This window comes from Enterococcus sp. AZ197, from assembly GCF_050556405.1.
Taxonomy (GTDB): Bacteria; Bacillota; Bacilli; order Lactobacillales; family Enterococcaceae; genus Enterococcus; species Enterococcus faecalis.
In genome coordinates, this window is sequence record NZ_CP187873.1 from 2,469,829 (window position 1) to 2,485,656 (window position 15,828).

Consider the following 15,828-nt stretch of genomic DNA (forward strand, 5'->3'; position numbering starts at 1 on the left):
CCTCTCTTAAAAAAGAGTGTGGTGCGGGGACTCCCCTGTTTCTATACCACACTCAAAAATTTTATCTATTTTCCAAACTCATTTTGAAGTTTATCCAGTGCTTCTTGTGCACTTTCTTCATTCAATAATACTTTTTGGAATTCTTTATCTGCAGTATCACTTACTTTACTCCAATCACTATCTACTGGCGGTAAAATTAGATAGTCTAATGATTCAAATACAGCTTTCCGATTTTCTGGTGGTGTTTGTTCTAAATATGGTTTTAAAGTTGAATCATCCGTAATTGCTGGTAGTTCCCACCCATTTTCTACACGAATTGCCGCAGCTTCTTTGCTCGCACTCATGAATTGAGTAAATTTATAGGCTGCTTCAGCATGTTTGGTATCTTTAGAAACTGCTAAGCCATTCGCAAAAAAGTGCGTTGCTTTTTCTACATTCCCAGCTTCAACTTGAATATCCCAATCAAAATCAGCCTCTTTAAATTGACTAAACATCCAAATTCCAGTATGAACCATTGCTAGTTGACCATTTAAGAAAAGGTCTTCTGAATTTTGACCAGACATTTCTTCTGGCGAAGGGGCTATTTTTTCTTTGTTTACGTTGTTCACCATATATTCCAGTGCTTCAACATTTTTTGAATCATTGATTGTCCAATTTCCAGCATCATCCTTTAATTTCCCACCATTTTGAGCAGCAACTTTGTAAAATTCATTCATTGTAACAGGCGCATACGTGCCATAAATATTTTCTTTTGCATTTGTCAGTTTTTTAGCAGCTGCCACTTCATCTGACCACGTCCAATCTTTTGTAGGATAGTCGATATTGGCTTTGTCAAAGAGATCTTTATTATAAAAAGTCACTACGTTTGAAAAACTTTCAACCATTCCGTATTGCTTTCCATCATACTGATATGCTTCAAAGGCTTCTTTATTCAATGTCTTGCTGTCAAAATTCTGATCCTCTGCAATGTATTTATCCAAGTTTAATAATGCCCCTTTTTCTGCATAGGAAACAAAGTTCTCATAGTTCAGTTCAAAAACATCTGGTGCTTGACTTCCTGCCATCAACGTCTGTAGCTTCGTAAAATAATCGTTGTACGGCACTAATTCAACATCAACTTTGATTTCTTTGTTTGCGGCTTCAAATTTTTCAACCATCTCGTTTAGCTGATCTTCATAATCAGGTGTAGCTGAAAAACTATAATATTTTATTTCTGTTTTGTTTTTGTCGGATGTAGAGTTGCTTCCACCACAAGCGCCTAATACCAATAACGTCAATGCTGCAATGCTCATAAATAATAATTTTTTCTTCATATTTTTCCCTCCATTTTTTATTCTTTCATACCACTCATGGTCATCCCTTGAATGAAATATTTTTGTGCAAATAGGTAAACTGCTAAAATAGGAATCACGCTAATTACAACGCCAGCCATTACAAGGTTCCAGTTGGTACTCCAACGACCTTGTAATAATGAAAGTCCCAAAGGTAAAGTAGCCATTTCACGACTACTTGTAGCGATTAACGGCCACAAATAATTATTCCATGATTGCATAAATGTAAAAATAAACAATGTTGCTATCGTTGGTTTTACTAACGGCAAATCAACTTTTATAAAAACAGTCCAGTGATTCGCACCATCCATGAAAGCTGCTTCTTCTAACTCAATAGGAATGTTCAAAAATGCCTGTCGCATAAGAAATACACCAAACACACCAAAGATATTTGGTAAAATTAGTCCTTGATACGTATCAATCCAGCCTAAATTTTTCAAGAGAATAAATTGAGGAATCATGATTACTTGTGACGGAATCATCATTGTACTCAAATACAGTAGAAACAATAGGTTTCTTCCTTTGAAACGCATTCGGGCAAAAGCATAAGCTGCCATTGATGCTACAATGATTGTTCCCACGGTTGTCACCAAGGATACAATGATTGAATTTTTCATAAATATTAGCATTGGAAAACGGTCGATTACTTGTTGATAATTTTCAATCATGGGATTTTCAGGAAGAAATGTTGGTGGAAAGACCATTGTCGCTCCACGTTCTTTTAATGACGTGGAAACCATCCATAAAAACGGCAAAATCATAATGCCGCAGCCCATAAGAACGATCAGATATTTCAAAATCGTTACTAGTCTTACTTTTTTCATTTCGTCAACTTCCTTTCTCCCCACATCTGAACAACCGATACGACTAAGATAATCAAAAATAATATCCACGACATAGCCGCCGCATAGCCCATTTCTGAATATTTAAACGCTGAATTATAGATGTTTTGTACCAACACTGTCGTTGCATCTCCAGGACCACCTGCTGTCATGATATTTACTTGATCAAATACCTGAAAAGAATTAATTAACGAAATCATTGAAACAAAAAAGGTTGTTTGTTTTAGCATAGGTAAAGTAATCTTCCAAAATTGATGCCACTTATCAGCACCATCAATATCCGCTGCCTCATAAAGTGATACAGAGATATTTTGCAAACCACCAAGATAAAGGACCATGATAAAACCAATATCTTTCCAAACGCTTGTGATAATAATAGCTAACATAGCGGTCTTAGGATCATTTAACCAATTAGGTCCATGAAGCCCAATCATTGTCAAAAAATAATTAATCAAGCCATACTTCGGATTAAACAACCATTTCCAAACCAATGATACCGCCACCCATGATGTCACTACAGGTAGGAAATAAACCCCTCTAAAAACAGGTTTTAAGCATAATTTACTATTTAACAACAATGCCACAAGTAGCCCAATTATCATCACGGAAGGTAAATAGCCAATTATAAACAGAAACGTATTTTTCAAAGAATTCCAAAATGTAGAATCATTAACTAAACTTTGATAATTTTTTATCCCAACAAATTTCATTGGATTGATTAAATCCCAATCAGTAAAACTCACCCCAAGAGAATAAAATACTGGATAGATAATAAATACTAAAAAACCCATCAAACTCGGTAGTAAAAATAAACTTATCCATAATGCATTGTTTTTTTTTGAACCAATCATCGCTTTCCTCCCCCCTTAACTTTCTTCTATATAAAAGACTTCCGTTAATAAATCTGTTAACTGTTCATCTTTAAAGCACTTGACAGTTAACAATTTATTTTTAAAATCTGTAGTATCGGCTAGTATTTCCCATAATTGATTTTTTAAATCATAGGAAATTTCTGGTAAATCAATGCGCTCAAAGAGCATATCTGTCATCATTTGTTTGTCTATTTCTTTTACTGGTAACGACAAGTGTTCAACAATCTCTGCTCGGAAAATATTTTCAGGAAAAGCAGAACCATCACCAGCTTCTACACAATGTAAAATCAATCTATGACTTCTGTCACTAGGGATAATCGATAACTCACCATTGATCGCAATTGTCACTTTCAAATTTTCCCAGTCTAATTTGAAAGAAGTAGTACAACGTTTACCCTCTTTTTCTTCGATTAAATGATATTCTCCTGACTGACCAGGAAAAACTTTCCATTCAATGACTTTTGGTAGTTCATCTGGCTTTGTTGTGAGGAAATCTGCTGCGGTTGGAATAATAGCTCCTCCTCTGACAAACACAGCGCTTTCATTAATTTTTCGAAAAATACTAATTTCAGTATCCCCTTCATAACGATAGCCATTATGGTAGTCATACCACTTTCCTTCGGGCAGCCAGATATCTTCTTTTGAAAATTTATACGTTTTATCTGTAGGGTGAACGATTGGAACAACCAGAAGTTCATTCCCAAAATAATATTGATTTTTATAGTTATAGGCTGCATCTTTTTCTGGATTTTCGTAATACATAGGTTGTAGCAAAGGGCTTCCTTGTTCACTTAGTTCTACATTTGCTGTATATAGATACGGCAATATGCGATGCCGCTCTCTCAAGGACTCCTTCATGGCCTCTTCAATCATTGGTGGAAAATTCCAAGGCTCTTTTCCATTAAATGGACTGGACGAACTATGTAAACGATTAATTGGACTATAGATACCGAATTGCATCCATCTTAATGTCAACTCATCATCTCTCTTTCCACCCATATGTCCGCCAATATCATGGCTCCACCAAGAATAACCAATGTTAGAAGCAGTCGCTGTAAAATAAGGTTGAAATTGTAGTGATTCCCAACTGATAATCGAATCCCCAGAAAAGCCAACTGGATAACGATGACTGCCCGGGCCTGCATATCGTGAAAGAATCAAGCCATCTTTTGTTTTGTTATTATCTTCAAAATGATACTGGTTCAATAGCCACAAAGGGTCTAAACCATCCTCTTTACTTTGTTCACCTTGTTGCCAGTCAATCCACCAAAAATCAACGCCTTGTTGTTCTAAAGGATGATGGACATCTTTAAAATAACTTTCAACAAATGCTTGACTCGTCATATCAAATTCTGCCGACTCTTCAAGTAAAACGTTTAACTTTAATCGGTCAGCAACTTTCGGATAACAATCTTCAAATGCTCGAATGCCATCAGCAGGGTGAACATTTAACGTTACCCTCAGTCCTCGCTCATGCAACTTTTCTAAAAATTCAGCTGGTTGAGGAAATAATTTTCGATTCCAAGAATAGCCTGTCCAACCACTGCCAAATCGACTGGGAATATCTCGAAGATGCCAGTCCATATCAATCACACTCACTGAAAGCGGGATTTCTTCTTTTTTAAATCGATCCATTAACGCTAAATATTCCTGATCTGTATAAGCCCAAAATCGACTCCACCAATTTCCAAGTGCATAACGAGGCAGAATCGGTGTTGCCCCAGTTAACTTGAAATAATCTTTGAGTGCTTTTTTGTACTCATGTTGGTAACCAAAAAAATAAATATCTTTATGTTCCACTTGTTTTGATTTAGGTAAACCTTTAGTTGATACAATAAATGAGGTGGAATCATCAAGTATGGCATAACCTTGTCTAGAAATGATTCCTTCCTCTAGCTCAATTTCTCCATCTACGTTATCAAGTGTGCGAACAGTTCCTTTTAAAGTATTTACTTGTTGGCCGTAATACCATTTATTATTGTAATCGGTAAAATTAGATTTCATAGTAATTACCAGCCCTTGACTGGTAAAAGCTTTCTTATCATAAGTTAGGTGAAACGCCTCCGTATCAATCTCTAACCGTTCATTTTTTTCCTCTAGTTCAAACTCAAACTCAGGAAACTCTCTATTTTGAATCACCTGTGTCTGCTCATCAATAAAGAAGTTCTCTTTTGAATATTCCATTCGAATTAGCTGTGGCGTTAATACTGTAAATCGATATCCCTTTCCCACTATTTTCTGCTTACTTGATACTTTTACCATCTCACTCTGTCCTTTCCAATACTGACTCTCGACTAATTAGCTGACCTTCAATCATAATATTTCTTTCAAACTGCTTTTCTGACCTTTGAAGCATATCGTTGATTAATTTAACAGCAATACGTCCCTTTTCTTTTTGTCTCAAATCAACGGTAGACAGAGGAGGATTCAATAGTTGAGAAAATATATTATTGTCAAAACTAATCAGTGACTTGAATTGCTGATTTCTTTCTCTTAATTTATACAAATATTGTGCTGCTAAATAATCTGAATTAATGATGGATGCGGAATAAGTTTCTTCAGCTTCTATAAAATTAGTCAATTTTTCTTCCGAAAATAACAGTTTATCGTCAGCAGCCAAGCCAAATTCCAAAAGTGCATCTAAATAACCTAAATAACGTTGTGGGACTACGCCATCATCTTTTAATGAAAAAGCTGGACTGAAAAAGGCAATATTTCGATACCCATAATTTAATAATACTTTTGTAGCTTCATAAGCAAGTTTTCTGTCATCATTATTGACAAATAAAATTTGTGGATTTTGGATAGATAGATCATAATAACTATCAATAAAGACCATGGGTTTACTGATTTTTTTAACAAGTTCTGTAATAATATTTTTAAATGCACCAATAATGATAAAACCATCAAAATTCCAGTTTCTTTGCAATAAATCAATGTCTTTTAATTCATTAAATCCATGAAATAAGATGAACGTCCCTTGTCGTTTTGCTTCAAATTCTAAGCCGGTCATCAAATCAGCAATAAATGGATCGCCAAAATCGATTTCTTCTTTAATAGAGTAATATAAAATACCAATCATCTTTGATTCCTGTGCTACGAGGGAACGAGCATTTAAATTAGGTGCATAATTGTATTTATCCATCAACTCATGAATTTCACGTTTCTTTTTTTCTGAAACACGGTTTGCTTTATTATTAATGACATTTGAAACCGTGGCGATACTGACTCCTGCTTCACGCGCAATATCCTTTATCGTAATTTTTTTCACAAAAACACTCCTATCAAATAAAGTTAAACGTTTAACTTTATGAATTAAGATTAGCATAGTTGCATTCAGCTGTCAACGCTTTCATTAACAAAAAATAACGTTTTTGACCGATTGATTATTCGTCTCGTTAACGAGTTCTATATCTTTTGAAAATCACATAGTATAACTTGTTACCATACCTCCTGCTTATTTCACTACTTTTGCAAAGCTCTTGCTATCCTTTTTACGTTAGGAAACCGCCCCTATTTATGATACGGTTCCCCTTTCATAATCCGAAAACCGCGATAAATTTGTTCAACTAATACCAAACGCATTAACTGATGTGGATAAGTTAAGCGGCCAAAAGAAATTTGTTGGTTACTTCGCTGAAGGACTGAATCACTGAGACCTAAGGAGCCACCAATGACAAAGGTTAGATTACTTTTGCCACTAATCCCTAATTGTTCAATTTCTTTTGAAAATTCTTCACTAGATAATTGTTTGCCATTAATGGCTAAAACAAAGACGTATTCGTTGTCATTAATTTTCCCCAAAATACGTTGGCCTTCTTTTTCTTTGACTTGAAGCATTTCAGCGTCACTGAGTTTTTCTGGGGCTTTTTCATCTGGTACTTCAATGATTTCCATCTTGGCATAGCTATTTAAACGTTTCAGATATTCATTAATGCCTTGAATCAGGTATTTTTCTTTCAGTTTTCCGACTGTTACTAGTTTAATTTTCACCTATTCCACTACTTTCTCGTTTTCTCTTCTTTCTTATTTTAGCACGAAGTTTGGCTACTTTCCACAACGTTTCCACATACTTATACACATATACACAGAGTTATCCACAGAAAAAACTAAAAAATTACTTTATTTAACAGCTTTTTCAATACAAACACATATTCGCCACTGATTTGTCCACATTATCCACATTCTGTGGATAACTTTCTTAAAAACTATACACAGAGTTATTCCCGATTTGTTCACATTTTTCTGTGTATAACTTTTTCATTCGTATTTTTTCTGTAATTTTTCCCTAAGTTGTTCATAAAAAATTCAAAGCTATTCGATAGACTAAAGGAGTAGGAAACAGATATACTTAATATAGAAAATTCAGATGCACTTATTGGGAGGTTATTTTATGCAACGAAAAGATGTTACACCTAATTCAGATAAAAAAAGTTTATTGCAAAAATTTGGGATTGGTTTAGCTGGCGGCTTACTTGGTGGCGCTCTTATTCTAGGAGGCGCTTATTCTGGGATTATTCCCACACCCAACGGCGGAAATAATGCGGCGACGACGACGTCCACTAATCACGGCGACACAAAAGTCAGCAATGTGAGTTACAATGTTTCTAGCGATGTCACAAAAGCCGTGAAAAAAGTTCAAAATTCTGTGGTTTCTGTCATTAATATGCAAAGTGCTAGCAACAATTCTTCGGCAGATGATCCTTTTGGGGGATTGTTTGGTGGGAATGAAGGTACTCAAGACTCTTCCGGCAACAATGGTAACGATTTAGAAGCAGCCAGTGAAGGTAGTGGGGTTATTTATAAGAAAGATGGTAAAACGGCTTATGTCGTGACAAATAACCACGTCGTAGATAAAGCGCAAGGATTGGAAGTTGTTTTATCTGATGGTACCAAAGTGAAAGGCGAATTAGTCGGAACCGATGCTTACACGGATTTAGCCGTGATTAAAATTTCTTCCGACAAAGTTGATCAAGTCGCTGAGTTTGGAAATTCTAGTAAAATCACAGTCGGTGAGCCTGCTATTGCAATTGGTTCCCCTCTAGGCTCTGATTATGCTAACTCTGTCACACAAGGAATCATCTCTTCTGTGAATAGAAATATTACCAATAAAAACGAGTCTGGTGAAACCATCAATATTAATGCCATTCAAACCGATGCTGCCATCAATCCAGGAAACTCCGGTGGTCCACTAATCAATATTGAAGGACAAGTCATTGGCATTAACTCAGTAAAAATTGTGCAATCAACTAGTCAAGTGAGCGTTGAAGGGATGGGCTTTGCCATTCCAAGTAATGACGTAGTCAACATTATCAACCAATTAGAAAAAGATGGTAAAGTGACGCGGCCAGCTCTCGGGATTACGATGTCTGATTTAACAGGTATCTCTTCACAACAACAAGAACAAATTTTAAAAATTCCAGCTTCTGTAAAAACTGGCGTAGTGGTTCGTGGCGTTGAAGCAGCGACCCCTGCTGAAAAGGCTGGATTGGAAAAATACGATGTTATCACGAAAGTTGACGGCCAAGACGTAAGCTCTACTACAGATTTACAAAGCGCGCTTTACAAGAAAAAAGTTGGCGACAAAATGGAAGTGACTTATTATCGTGGTTCTAAAGAAATGAAAGCAACCATCGATTTAACCATTGATAAATCAGCTTTAACACAACAAAATAATCGCAGCAATCAATAAAAGAAAAAAACGACCTGTTGTCTGAACAACAGGTCGTTTTTTTCTTTTATTCTCCTACCGCAAATGCAGAACCAACTTCTGCATCAAAAGGCAATTCTAAGATTCCTTTTTTAGCAGGTGCATTTGGTAAACGTAATTCTTTTGCTGAACAAATCATTCCAAAACTTTCTTCACCACGTAAAACCCCTGGCCAAATCATTAAACCATCAGGCATCATTGCGCCTGGTTTGGCCACAACTACTTTTTGTCCTGCTTTGATGTTCGGTGCGCCACAAACAATTTGTAAGATTTCGCCGTTGTCTACTTCTGTTTGTGTGATAGATAAATGATCTGAATCTGGGTGTTTTTTACATGATTTGACAAAGCCAACCACAATTTTAGGGGTGTCGTCTTTTTCAAGGGTTTCTGAAAATCCCGCATCTTTAATCGCTGTATTGACTTTTTCGATTTGTTCGTCTGTTAAAGTCACTTGGCCGGTGCCATTAATGTCACCTAGAAGCACTGAAGCATTGAAAATATTCCAAGCTACCACTGTTTCTGGCGCCTCAACTAAACTTACACGTGCCACATCGCCGACACGTTTTACTTGGTTTTCCGCACCTTGATCGTCCGCAACGATGACAAGTAAGACATCGCCAACGTGTTCTTTATTATATGCAAAAATCATTTCTGTTCCTCCTCTGTCGTTTTCCTGTCTTATCTTATCAAAAATTGACCCCTTGTGCATACTTTTTTGTCGAAAAACTAAAAGACTTGGAAAATATGTCGCTACGACTTATTCTCCAAGTCCTCAATTTTGAGTGACAAGCCGCTGATCCTTTGAAAAAACAAAAGAAACGTAGGGTCAACTCTCTATTCAATCAATAACTTTTTTTGCTTATTTTTCTTCAGAGTGAACAATTAAGACATCGCAAGGGGCTTGACGAATAATGTAGCTACTGACGCTTCCCATGACCACACGTTCGACTGCGTTTAATCCTGATTGTCCCACCATAATTAAATCAACATTGTATTTTTCAGGTAATTCATGACTCATGACTTCTTTGGGTGAACCAAACATGGTAACTGTTTCAACATTATGAAAATCAACGCTTTCAGCATACTTTTTACAATCGGCCATTAATTCTTCCGCAGCGGCTGTTTCTTGATCAATTAATTGATCATTTAACGTCGAATACCCCATCATTGTATACACTTGATTTTCTAAAATATTTGCAACAATGACTCGGCTTCCGTTTCGACGAGCAACCTCAATTGCACGTTCATAAGCTAAATTGGCTTGATCACTACCGTCTACGCCGACAAGAATATTTTTATACATTTGTTCTTCCATTTTCGTCACCTTCCCGATGGAGGCTGATCTAAAAGGCTTCTTTGACTAAGAAACTAGAGTCAAAAATGAATTTAGGACCCTTACGCAGAACGCCCTTTTGTCCAGCTGATTCTCTCTTAATTTAATGGTTCCTCTGGTTCATGAAAATTAGCCTAAGCTAGTTAAAAATGCACTGATTTCTTCTTTTGTTTTTCGGTCTTTGTTTACTAAGCGTCCTAACTCTTGACCGTTTTCAATTACGACAAAACTCGGAATACCAAAAATATTCCACTCGGCAGCCACGTCAATAAACTGATCACGGTCGACTTCGATAAATTGAAACGCTGGAAATGCTTCTTCAATTTCAGGCATGACTGGTTTAATGAAACGACAGTCTCCGCACCAATCAGCCGTAAAGAAGAAAACATTTTTACCTTTTTCAACATAAGTTGCTAGTTCTTCTAATGAATTGGGATAAATCATTTAAACATCCTCTACTTTCCGTAAACAATTGTATTAACTGTTGATTTATCCAAGCCACGTAATGCTTGTAACAACATTTCCCGCGCTGCTTCATAATCCGCAATACTAAACATTGTTTGATGCGTATGGATGTAACGACCACAAACGCCGATGACTGTACTTGGTACACCGTTATTAGTTGTGTGCGCTGCCCCAGCATCCGTTCCGCCTTTAGAAACAAAATATTGATACGGAATATTGTGTGTCGCAGCTGTATCTAATAAATATTCACGTAAGCGAGGCAATGTGATCAAACCTGGATCGAAAATCCGTAATAACGTTCCTTCACCTAAATGACCATACGTCCCTTTTTTCGTGTGAATATCATCTGCCGCTGAACAATCCACCGCAAAGAAGATATCTGGATTAAATTTATGAACAGATGGTTTAGAACCACGTAAACCGACTTCTTCTTGTACGTTTGCTCCAGCAATTAATGTGTGGCCTAATTCTTCATTTTGTAACGTTTCCAATGCATCTAATACCAACGTACAACCATAGCGGTTATCCCATGATTTACTGATAATATTTTTGCCATTGGCTGTTTTAATCGTTTCTGTTTGTGGAACAATGGAATCCCCTGGACGAACACCAAAGCTTTCAGCTTCTTCTTTTGAAGAGAATCCTGCATCAAATAACACATCAGAGACTTCCAATTGTTTTTGACCACTCGTACCACGCAACAAGTGTGGCGGAATAGATGAAGAAATACATGGATAGTTCCCTTTACTTGTTTTTAACGTAAAACGTTGTGCTGAAACAACATAGGGATTCCAGCCACCTAAAGGAACCACTTGGAATAAACCATTATCGTTAATTTGAGTTAACATGAAGCCAACTTCGTCCATGTGAGCTGCTACCATTACGCGTGGCGCTGCTTCCACTTTTGAACGTTTAATCCCAAAAATACCACCTAAACCATCATATTGGACATCGTCCACTAATGGGGTGATATGTTCTTTCATGTACGCGCGAATGTCGTCTTCAAATCCGCTGGTTCCTTGTAATTCAGTTAATTCCTTGATTCGTTGAAATGTTTTTTCTTCCATAGATGTATGTCCTATTGCTTTTGATTTGTTGGAAATTACGCCAACCAAGCGTCACTTTTTCTCTAAAAAGTCACTTTATCCTGTCGATAAAAATAGGTACTCCTTTCATATGATTTCACTCTTATTATAACGCAAATACTAGAAAATGCACATCGCTTTCTCTTTTTAAACGTGACAATGAGAATGCCCTAAAAGAATGATTGAAAAACTTTTTTTATTTCTCAGCGGCCCCTTCTCTATGGTAAAATAAGAGTGATACTGACAAAAGTAATAGTAAGCAGAAACCGACCAAGGGAGGTCATACAAATGAACGAAGAAAATGAGTTGACATACTTTAAAGGCGGCTTAGCGCTAGGTGTTGGTCTTGGTTTAGTAGGCGGCATTGCCTCAACCTTGTTCTACCATAAGAAAAAAACAATCTCCGCTGATCTCGTCTTAGAAAATGTAAAAGCTGCTTTTTTAAAAGAAGGACCGATTGAAGGTTCGTGGATTGAGTTTGAGAAAAAGCCCTTGCGGAAATTCGCCATCCACTCCAAAACGTATACTGGAGGAATTTGCCGCATTGAAGACGACGGCATTGTTCAATACGAATTCACTGCAGATGCCTACACAGGAACTGTCATTGACATCCAACGATTAAAAGATTAAAAAGATTGTTACAAAAGCACTTATTTGCTTTTGTAACAATCTTTTTTTCTTCTCATTTGTTTTTTGTAAAAGGGATGTTTATTTTATGTCAAAAAAATCAAATCAATGATGAATAAATACTCAAAAATTGAATGTTTTCTGCATGGAAATCAGCTTAAATCTTTACTTATCAACGTTTGTCCACTTTTTTCATAAAAAAGATTAGACATTTTTTAAAAATTGATAAAAGAATAATCATTTCTAACGATTTTTTAATTTCTCCTTTTCATTTTTACATTATACTGAGAGTATTGCTAAAAATGAAAAGGAGCGTGTCAAATGAAGAAATCTGTTTTATTTACTTCATTACTTGTATTATCAAGCTTAGCTTTAGCGGCCTGCGGCGGTGGCAGTGACGATAAAGGAGCAAGCAACGGCGGCAGCGACAACCAAGTATACACAATGGTTGAATCCCAAGAAATGCCTAGTGCCGATCCGTCCCTTGCGACAGATGAAGTGAGTTTTACCACTTTAAATAATGTCTACGAAGGAATCTATCGTTTAGATAAAGACAACAAACCCGCGCCTGCTGGTGCAGCCGAAAAAGCGACTGTTTCAGAAGACGGTTTAGTTTACAAAGTTAAATTACGTGAAGAATCAAAATGGTCTGATGGCAAACCAGTTACTGCTGCAGATTACGTTTACGGTTGGCAACGAACAGTGGACCCTGCCACTGCTTCAGAATATGCCTACATGTTTGAACCAGTAAAAAATGCTGAAAAAATTTCTAAAGGGGAACTACCTAAAGAAGAATTGGGCATTAAAGCAATCAATGATCATGAATTAGAAATCACTCTAGAAACAGCAACACCATATTTTGACGATTTATTGGCTTTCCCTTCTTTCTTGCCGCAACGTCAAGATATCGTTGAACGTTTTGGTAAAGATTATACAAAGAGTAGCGATAAAGCAGTCTACAATGGTCCGTTTACGCTAACTGAGTTTGATGGTCCCGGAACAGATACTAAATGGTCTCTAACTAAAAATGAAGAATATTGGGACAAAGAGACTGTCAAGTTAGATAAAGTCGCTATCAACGTGGTGAAAGAAGCCCCAACTGCCTTAAATCTTTATGAAACTGGTGAAGTGGATGATACGTATTTATCTGGCGAACTGGCCCAACAAATGCAAAACTCGCCTGACTTGGTCCAATTAAAAGCCGCTTCTTCTTTCTATTTAGAAATGAATCAAGCAGATGAAAAATCACCATTGACTAATGCAAACTTACGTCGTGCTATGTCTTATGCCATCGATCGCGATTCATTAGCTAAAAATATTTTAGCTAATGGCTCTCTTCCTTCACAAGGCTTCGTTCCTGTGGATGTCGCGAAATCACCAAAAACGGGTGAAGACTTTGTTAAAGAAGCCGGCAGCGACAAATTAGTCAAATACGACAAGAAAAAAGCTGTGGAATACTGGAACAAAGCGAAACAAGAACTTGGTGTTTCCAACTTAACGGTTGATTTAATGGTAGACGACTCTGAAGGCGCTAAAAAAATGGGCGAATATCTTCAAGGATCACTATCTGATACTTTGGAAGGCTTAAAAGTAACTGTGACGCCTGTCCCTATGGCTGTTCGCTTAGATCGTACCTTAAAAGGGGATTTCCAAATCGCTGTTCGTGGTTGGAGTGCCGACTATTCAGACCCAATTAACTTCTTAGATTTATTAGAAAGCTCAACTTCTAATAACCGTGGACGTTACAGCAATCCTGAATACGATAAATTCATTGCTGCGTCCAAAACCACAGATGTTAACGATCCTGAAAAACGCTGGGAAGATCTAATCAACGCTGAAAAAACAGTAATTGCTGATATGGGTGTTGTGCCAATTTACCAAAAAGCAGAATCACACTTACGTGCACCAAACATGAAAGAAATTATTTATCATCCAACAGGTGCTAAATACGACTTCAAGTGGGCGTATAAAGAATAAAATAAAGGTCTCCTTCAATTTTGGAAGGAGACCTTTATTATTTATAATGACACGTTTCTAAATGATCATTCACCAATCCCGCCGCCTGTAAAAAGGAATAGACTGTCGTGGCACCTAAAAATTTAAATCCTCGTTTTTTTAACGCTCGACTAATCTGTTGCGATAATTCCGTGGAGGCTGGAACCTCTTCTGGCCGCTGCCAGTGATTAACGATTGGTTGCTGATCGACAAAGTTCCAGAGGTAGCGATCAAAGGAGCCAAATTCTGCCTGAATTTCTTGAAAAACTTGCGCATTCGTGATGGTCGCTTGAATTTTTAAACGATGACGAATCACACCAGGATTTGCTAGTAAAGCTAAAATTTTTTCCTCATCATATCGCGCAATTTTCCGATAATCAAACGCATCATAAGCTGCTCTGAGCGTTTCTCGTTTATTCAAAATAATCGCCCAGCTTAAGCCCGCTTGCATACTTTCCAAGGTCAATAACTCAAATAACTGTTGCTCTTCATGAACTGGACGTCCCCATTCATCATCATGATAGGCTTGCATCTCTTCAGTTGTATTCGTTGCCCAAGTACATCGCTCCATTGTCCTGCCTCCTTTTATTTGCTAAAAAAGATGCGAACAAAGGGTACTGCCTGTTGTTCCACACCTTTTCTTATTCCTAATAAAATGCCCAGAAGTTTAACGCTTCATTCATCACTTCTTCGGCTGTAAATGTCCGTTTTGAATGGCCCTTTTCTTCTGAATCGTTTGGATCATTAATCCAGAAATCGCCTTTTTCATCCACGCCACTCATCACCATAATGTGACCAGTTGTAGTGAAATAGCCCGGTTTTACAGAAATAATGACTGGATGACCTTCCTTCAAGAAAGCTGCCACTGTTTCAATATCCCCAATTTCTTGACAGTTATAGCCTTTCATTTCAGCATATGCACTAAAAATAGACCACGCCGTTCCTTGCCCTTCCATAAAGAAGTCATTTTTTGCCCAAGCTAACACATCCAGAGGGGTAACTTCTTGGTGATCCATGTATGAACCAACCATTGCAAGCGACACAATCGCACAGCCATTAATTTCGATTGTATTCGGCTTATCCACATTGCCAAATCCGTATGCGGTGTCTTTCCATTTAGCATCTGTCTGCAATTCTAACGGCAAATCCAGATGTCCATTATATTGCTTCTTTTCAATTTCTTGATTGACCTGTTGTCCATAGCTTAAAGGTTTGACTTTTTTCTCAATTTTAACTGGTGCTGGTTCTTTTGTTTTACTTGATTCAGCACTAGCTTTGACATATGAATCATCAAACCAACTTGAAAACCCACCTGATTTCATCGGCGAAAACTGCGCTAACAACCCGCCAAAGCCAAACGATACCAACAACACCGTGAGAACTTTTTTTTGGTAACCTGATGGTTTTTTTGACATACTATTCATCCTTTTCTATCTATTGACTACATCCGATAATCTTATGTATTTCTTATATGCTCACACATTATACTACTTTCTTTTTCGAAAAACAGAAACGTTGGTAAATTCTCATAATTATTGAAGGCGAACATATTTTCTTGAATTTTATCA

Annotated in this window: 15 protein-coding genes; 3 read left to right on the top strand and 12 right to left on the bottom strand. The window is 37.0% G+C overall.

Annotated elements, in window-relative coordinates; translation table 11 throughout:
* Positions 1-65: 65 nt before the first annotated feature.
* The 6 genes from IGK82_RS11920 to rlmH form a co-directional block, all read right to left on the bottom strand.
* Entirely contained in the window at positions 66-1,313 is a 1,248-nt protein-coding gene (locus tag IGK82_RS11920) for an ABC transporter substrate-binding protein (RefSeq protein WP_010709932.1), read from the bottom strand.
* Positions 1,314-1,330: 17 nt separating this feature from the next.
* A complete protein-coding gene (locus IGK82_RS11925; protein ID WP_002404340.1) occupies positions 1,331-2,155 on the bottom strand; it encodes a carbohydrate ABC transporter permease in 825 nt (274 codons plus the stop codon).
* Positions 2,152-3,024, bottom strand: a complete 873-nt coding sequence (locus IGK82_RS11930; RefSeq protein ID WP_002359095.1) for a carbohydrate ABC transporter permease — start codon at positions 3,022-3,024, stop codon at positions 2,152-2,154. Before IGK82_RS11930 ends, IGK82_RS11925 begins: the two co-directional genes overlap by 4 nt.
* Before the next feature lie 15 nt (positions 3,025-3,039).
* Entirely contained in the window at positions 3,040-5,307 is a 2,268-nt protein-coding gene (locus tag IGK82_RS11935; protein WP_010709933.1) for a TIM-barrel domain-containing protein, read from the bottom strand.
* Between the two features lies 1 nt (position 5,308).
* Positions 5,309-6,316: a LacI family DNA-binding transcriptional regulator gene (locus IGK82_RS11940; RefSeq protein WP_002359092.1), complete on the bottom strand. Its 1,008-nt coding sequence runs from the start codon at positions 6,314-6,316 to the stop codon at positions 5,309-5,311.
* A 242-nt stretch (positions 6,317-6,558) separates the two neighbouring features.
* The gene (gene rlmH, locus IGK82_RS11945; protein ID WP_002355021.1) at positions 6,559-7,038 is read right to left on the bottom strand and encodes a 23S rRNA (pseudouridine(1915)-N(3))-methyltransferase RlmH; all 480 of its coding nucleotides are present in this window, start codon (positions 7,036-7,038) and stop codon (positions 6,559-6,561) included.
* A 400-nt stretch (positions 7,039-7,438) separates the two neighbouring features.
* Here rlmH and IGK82_RS11950 point away from each other — a divergent pair, with 400 nt between their 5' ends.
* On the top strand, positions 7,439-8,737 hold the full coding sequence (locus IGK82_RS11950) for a S1C family serine protease (protein ID WP_002368406.1): 1,299 nt from the start codon (positions 7,439-7,441) through the stop codon (positions 8,735-8,737).
* 46 nt (positions 8,738-8,783) lie between these two features.
* Here IGK82_RS11950 and ytpR read toward each other — a convergent pair whose 3' ends face one another.
* The 4 genes from ytpR to pepA form a co-directional block, all read right to left on the bottom strand.
* On the bottom strand, positions 8,784-9,404 hold the full coding sequence (gene ytpR / locus IGK82_RS11955; protein ID WP_025194133.1) for a YtpR family tRNA-binding protein: 621 nt from the start codon (positions 9,402-9,404) through the stop codon (positions 8,784-8,786).
* Positions 9,405-9,614: 210 nt separating this feature from the next.
* Positions 9,615-10,070 carry a universal stress protein gene (locus IGK82_RS11960; RefSeq protein ID WP_002385249.1) on the bottom strand — a complete coding sequence of 152 codons (456 nt, stop codon included), beginning with the start codon at positions 10,068-10,070 and terminating at the stop codon, positions 9,615-9,617.
* 147 nt (positions 10,071-10,217) lie between these two features.
* On the bottom strand, positions 10,218-10,532 hold the full coding sequence (locus tag IGK82_RS11965) for a thioredoxin family protein (RefSeq protein WP_002355015.1): 315 nt from the start codon (positions 10,530-10,532) through the stop codon (positions 10,218-10,220).
* Between the two features lie 11 nt (positions 10,533-10,543).
* Entirely contained in the window at positions 10,544-11,620 is a 1,077-nt protein-coding gene (pepA, locus tag IGK82_RS11970) for a glutamyl aminopeptidase (RefSeq protein WP_002355013.1), read from the bottom strand.
* Between the two features lie 306 nt (positions 11,621-11,926).
* Between pepA and IGK82_RS11975 the strand changes: the two genes are divergently transcribed.
* Positions 11,927-12,268, top strand: a complete 342-nt coding sequence (locus IGK82_RS11975) for a PepSY domain-containing protein (RefSeq protein WP_002355012.1) — start codon at positions 11,927-11,929, stop codon at positions 12,266-12,268.
* Between the two features lie 318 nt (positions 12,269-12,586).
* A complete protein-coding gene (locus IGK82_RS11980) occupies positions 12,587-14,242 on the top strand; it encodes a peptide ABC transporter substrate-binding protein (protein WP_016622075.1) in 1,656 nt (551 codons plus the stop codon).
* A 37-nt stretch (positions 14,243-14,279) separates the two neighbouring features.
* Here the strand turns inward: IGK82_RS11980 and IGK82_RS11985 are convergent, their stop codons facing one another.
* Both IGK82_RS11985 and IGK82_RS11990 read right to left on the bottom strand, forming a co-directional pair.
* Positions 14,280-14,831, bottom strand: coding sequence for a DNA-3-methyladenine glycosylase I (locus IGK82_RS11985; protein ID WP_010709937.1), 552 nt, complete (start codon positions 14,829-14,831; stop codon positions 14,280-14,282).
* A 76-nt stretch (positions 14,832-14,907) separates the two neighbouring features.
* On the bottom strand, positions 14,908-15,684 hold the full coding sequence (locus tag IGK82_RS11990) for a peptidase C39 family protein (RefSeq protein WP_002355000.1): 777 nt from the start codon (positions 15,682-15,684) through the stop codon (positions 14,908-14,910).
* Positions 15,685-15,828: the final 144 nt, after the last annotated feature.

What these genes read in the sequence shown, in the direction of transcription:
- pepA (WP_002355013.1), bottom strand. Translation starts at nt 11,620, where the DNA reads ATGGAAGAAAAAACATTTCAACGAATCAAGGAATTAACTGAATTACAA.
- IGK82_RS11935 (WP_010709933.1), bottom strand. Translation starts at nt 5,307, where the DNA reads ATGGTAAAAGTATCAAGTAAGCAGAAAATAGTGGGAAAGGGATATCGA.
- IGK82_RS11960 (WP_002385249.1), bottom strand. Translation starts at nt 10,070, where the DNA reads ATGGAAGAACAAATGTATAAAAATATTCTTGTCGGCGTAGACGGTAGT.
- IGK82_RS11985 (WP_010709937.1), bottom strand. Translation starts at nt 14,831, where the DNA reads ATGGAGCGATGTACTTGGGCAACGAATACAACTGAAGAGATGCAAGCC.
- IGK82_RS11930 (WP_002359095.1), bottom strand. Translation starts at nt 3,024, where the DNA reads ATGATTGGTTCAAAAAAAAACAATGCATTATGGATAAGTTTATTTTTA.
- IGK82_RS11990 (WP_002355000.1), bottom strand. Translation starts at nt 15,684, where the DNA reads ATGAATAGTATGTCAAAAAAACCATCAGGTTACCAAAAAAAAGTTCTC.
- IGK82_RS11980 (WP_016622075.1), top strand. Translation starts at nt 12,587, where the DNA reads ATGAAGAAATCTGTTTTATTTACTTCATTACTTGTATTATCAAGCTTA.
- IGK82_RS11950 (WP_002368406.1), top strand. Translation starts at nt 7,439, where the DNA reads ATGCAACGAAAAGATGTTACACCTAATTCAGATAAAAAAAGTTTATTG.
- IGK82_RS11925 (WP_002404340.1), bottom strand. Translation starts at nt 2,155, where the DNA reads ATGAAAAAAGTAAGACTAGTAACGATTTTGAAATATCTGATCGTTCTT.
- IGK82_RS11920 (WP_010709932.1), bottom strand. Translation starts at nt 1,313, where the DNA reads ATGAAGAAAAAATTATTATTTATGAGCATTGCAGCATTGACGTTATTG.
- IGK82_RS11965 (WP_002355015.1), bottom strand. Translation starts at nt 10,532, where the DNA reads ATGATTTATCCCAATTCATTAGAAGAACTAGCAACTTATGTTGAAAAA.
- IGK82_RS11975 (WP_002355012.1), top strand. Translation starts at nt 11,927, where the DNA reads ATGAACGAAGAAAATGAGTTGACATACTTTAAAGGCGGCTTAGCGCTA.
- ytpR (WP_025194133.1), bottom strand. Translation starts at nt 9,404, where the DNA reads ATGATTTTTGCATATAATAAAGAACACGTTGGCGATGTCTTACTTGTC.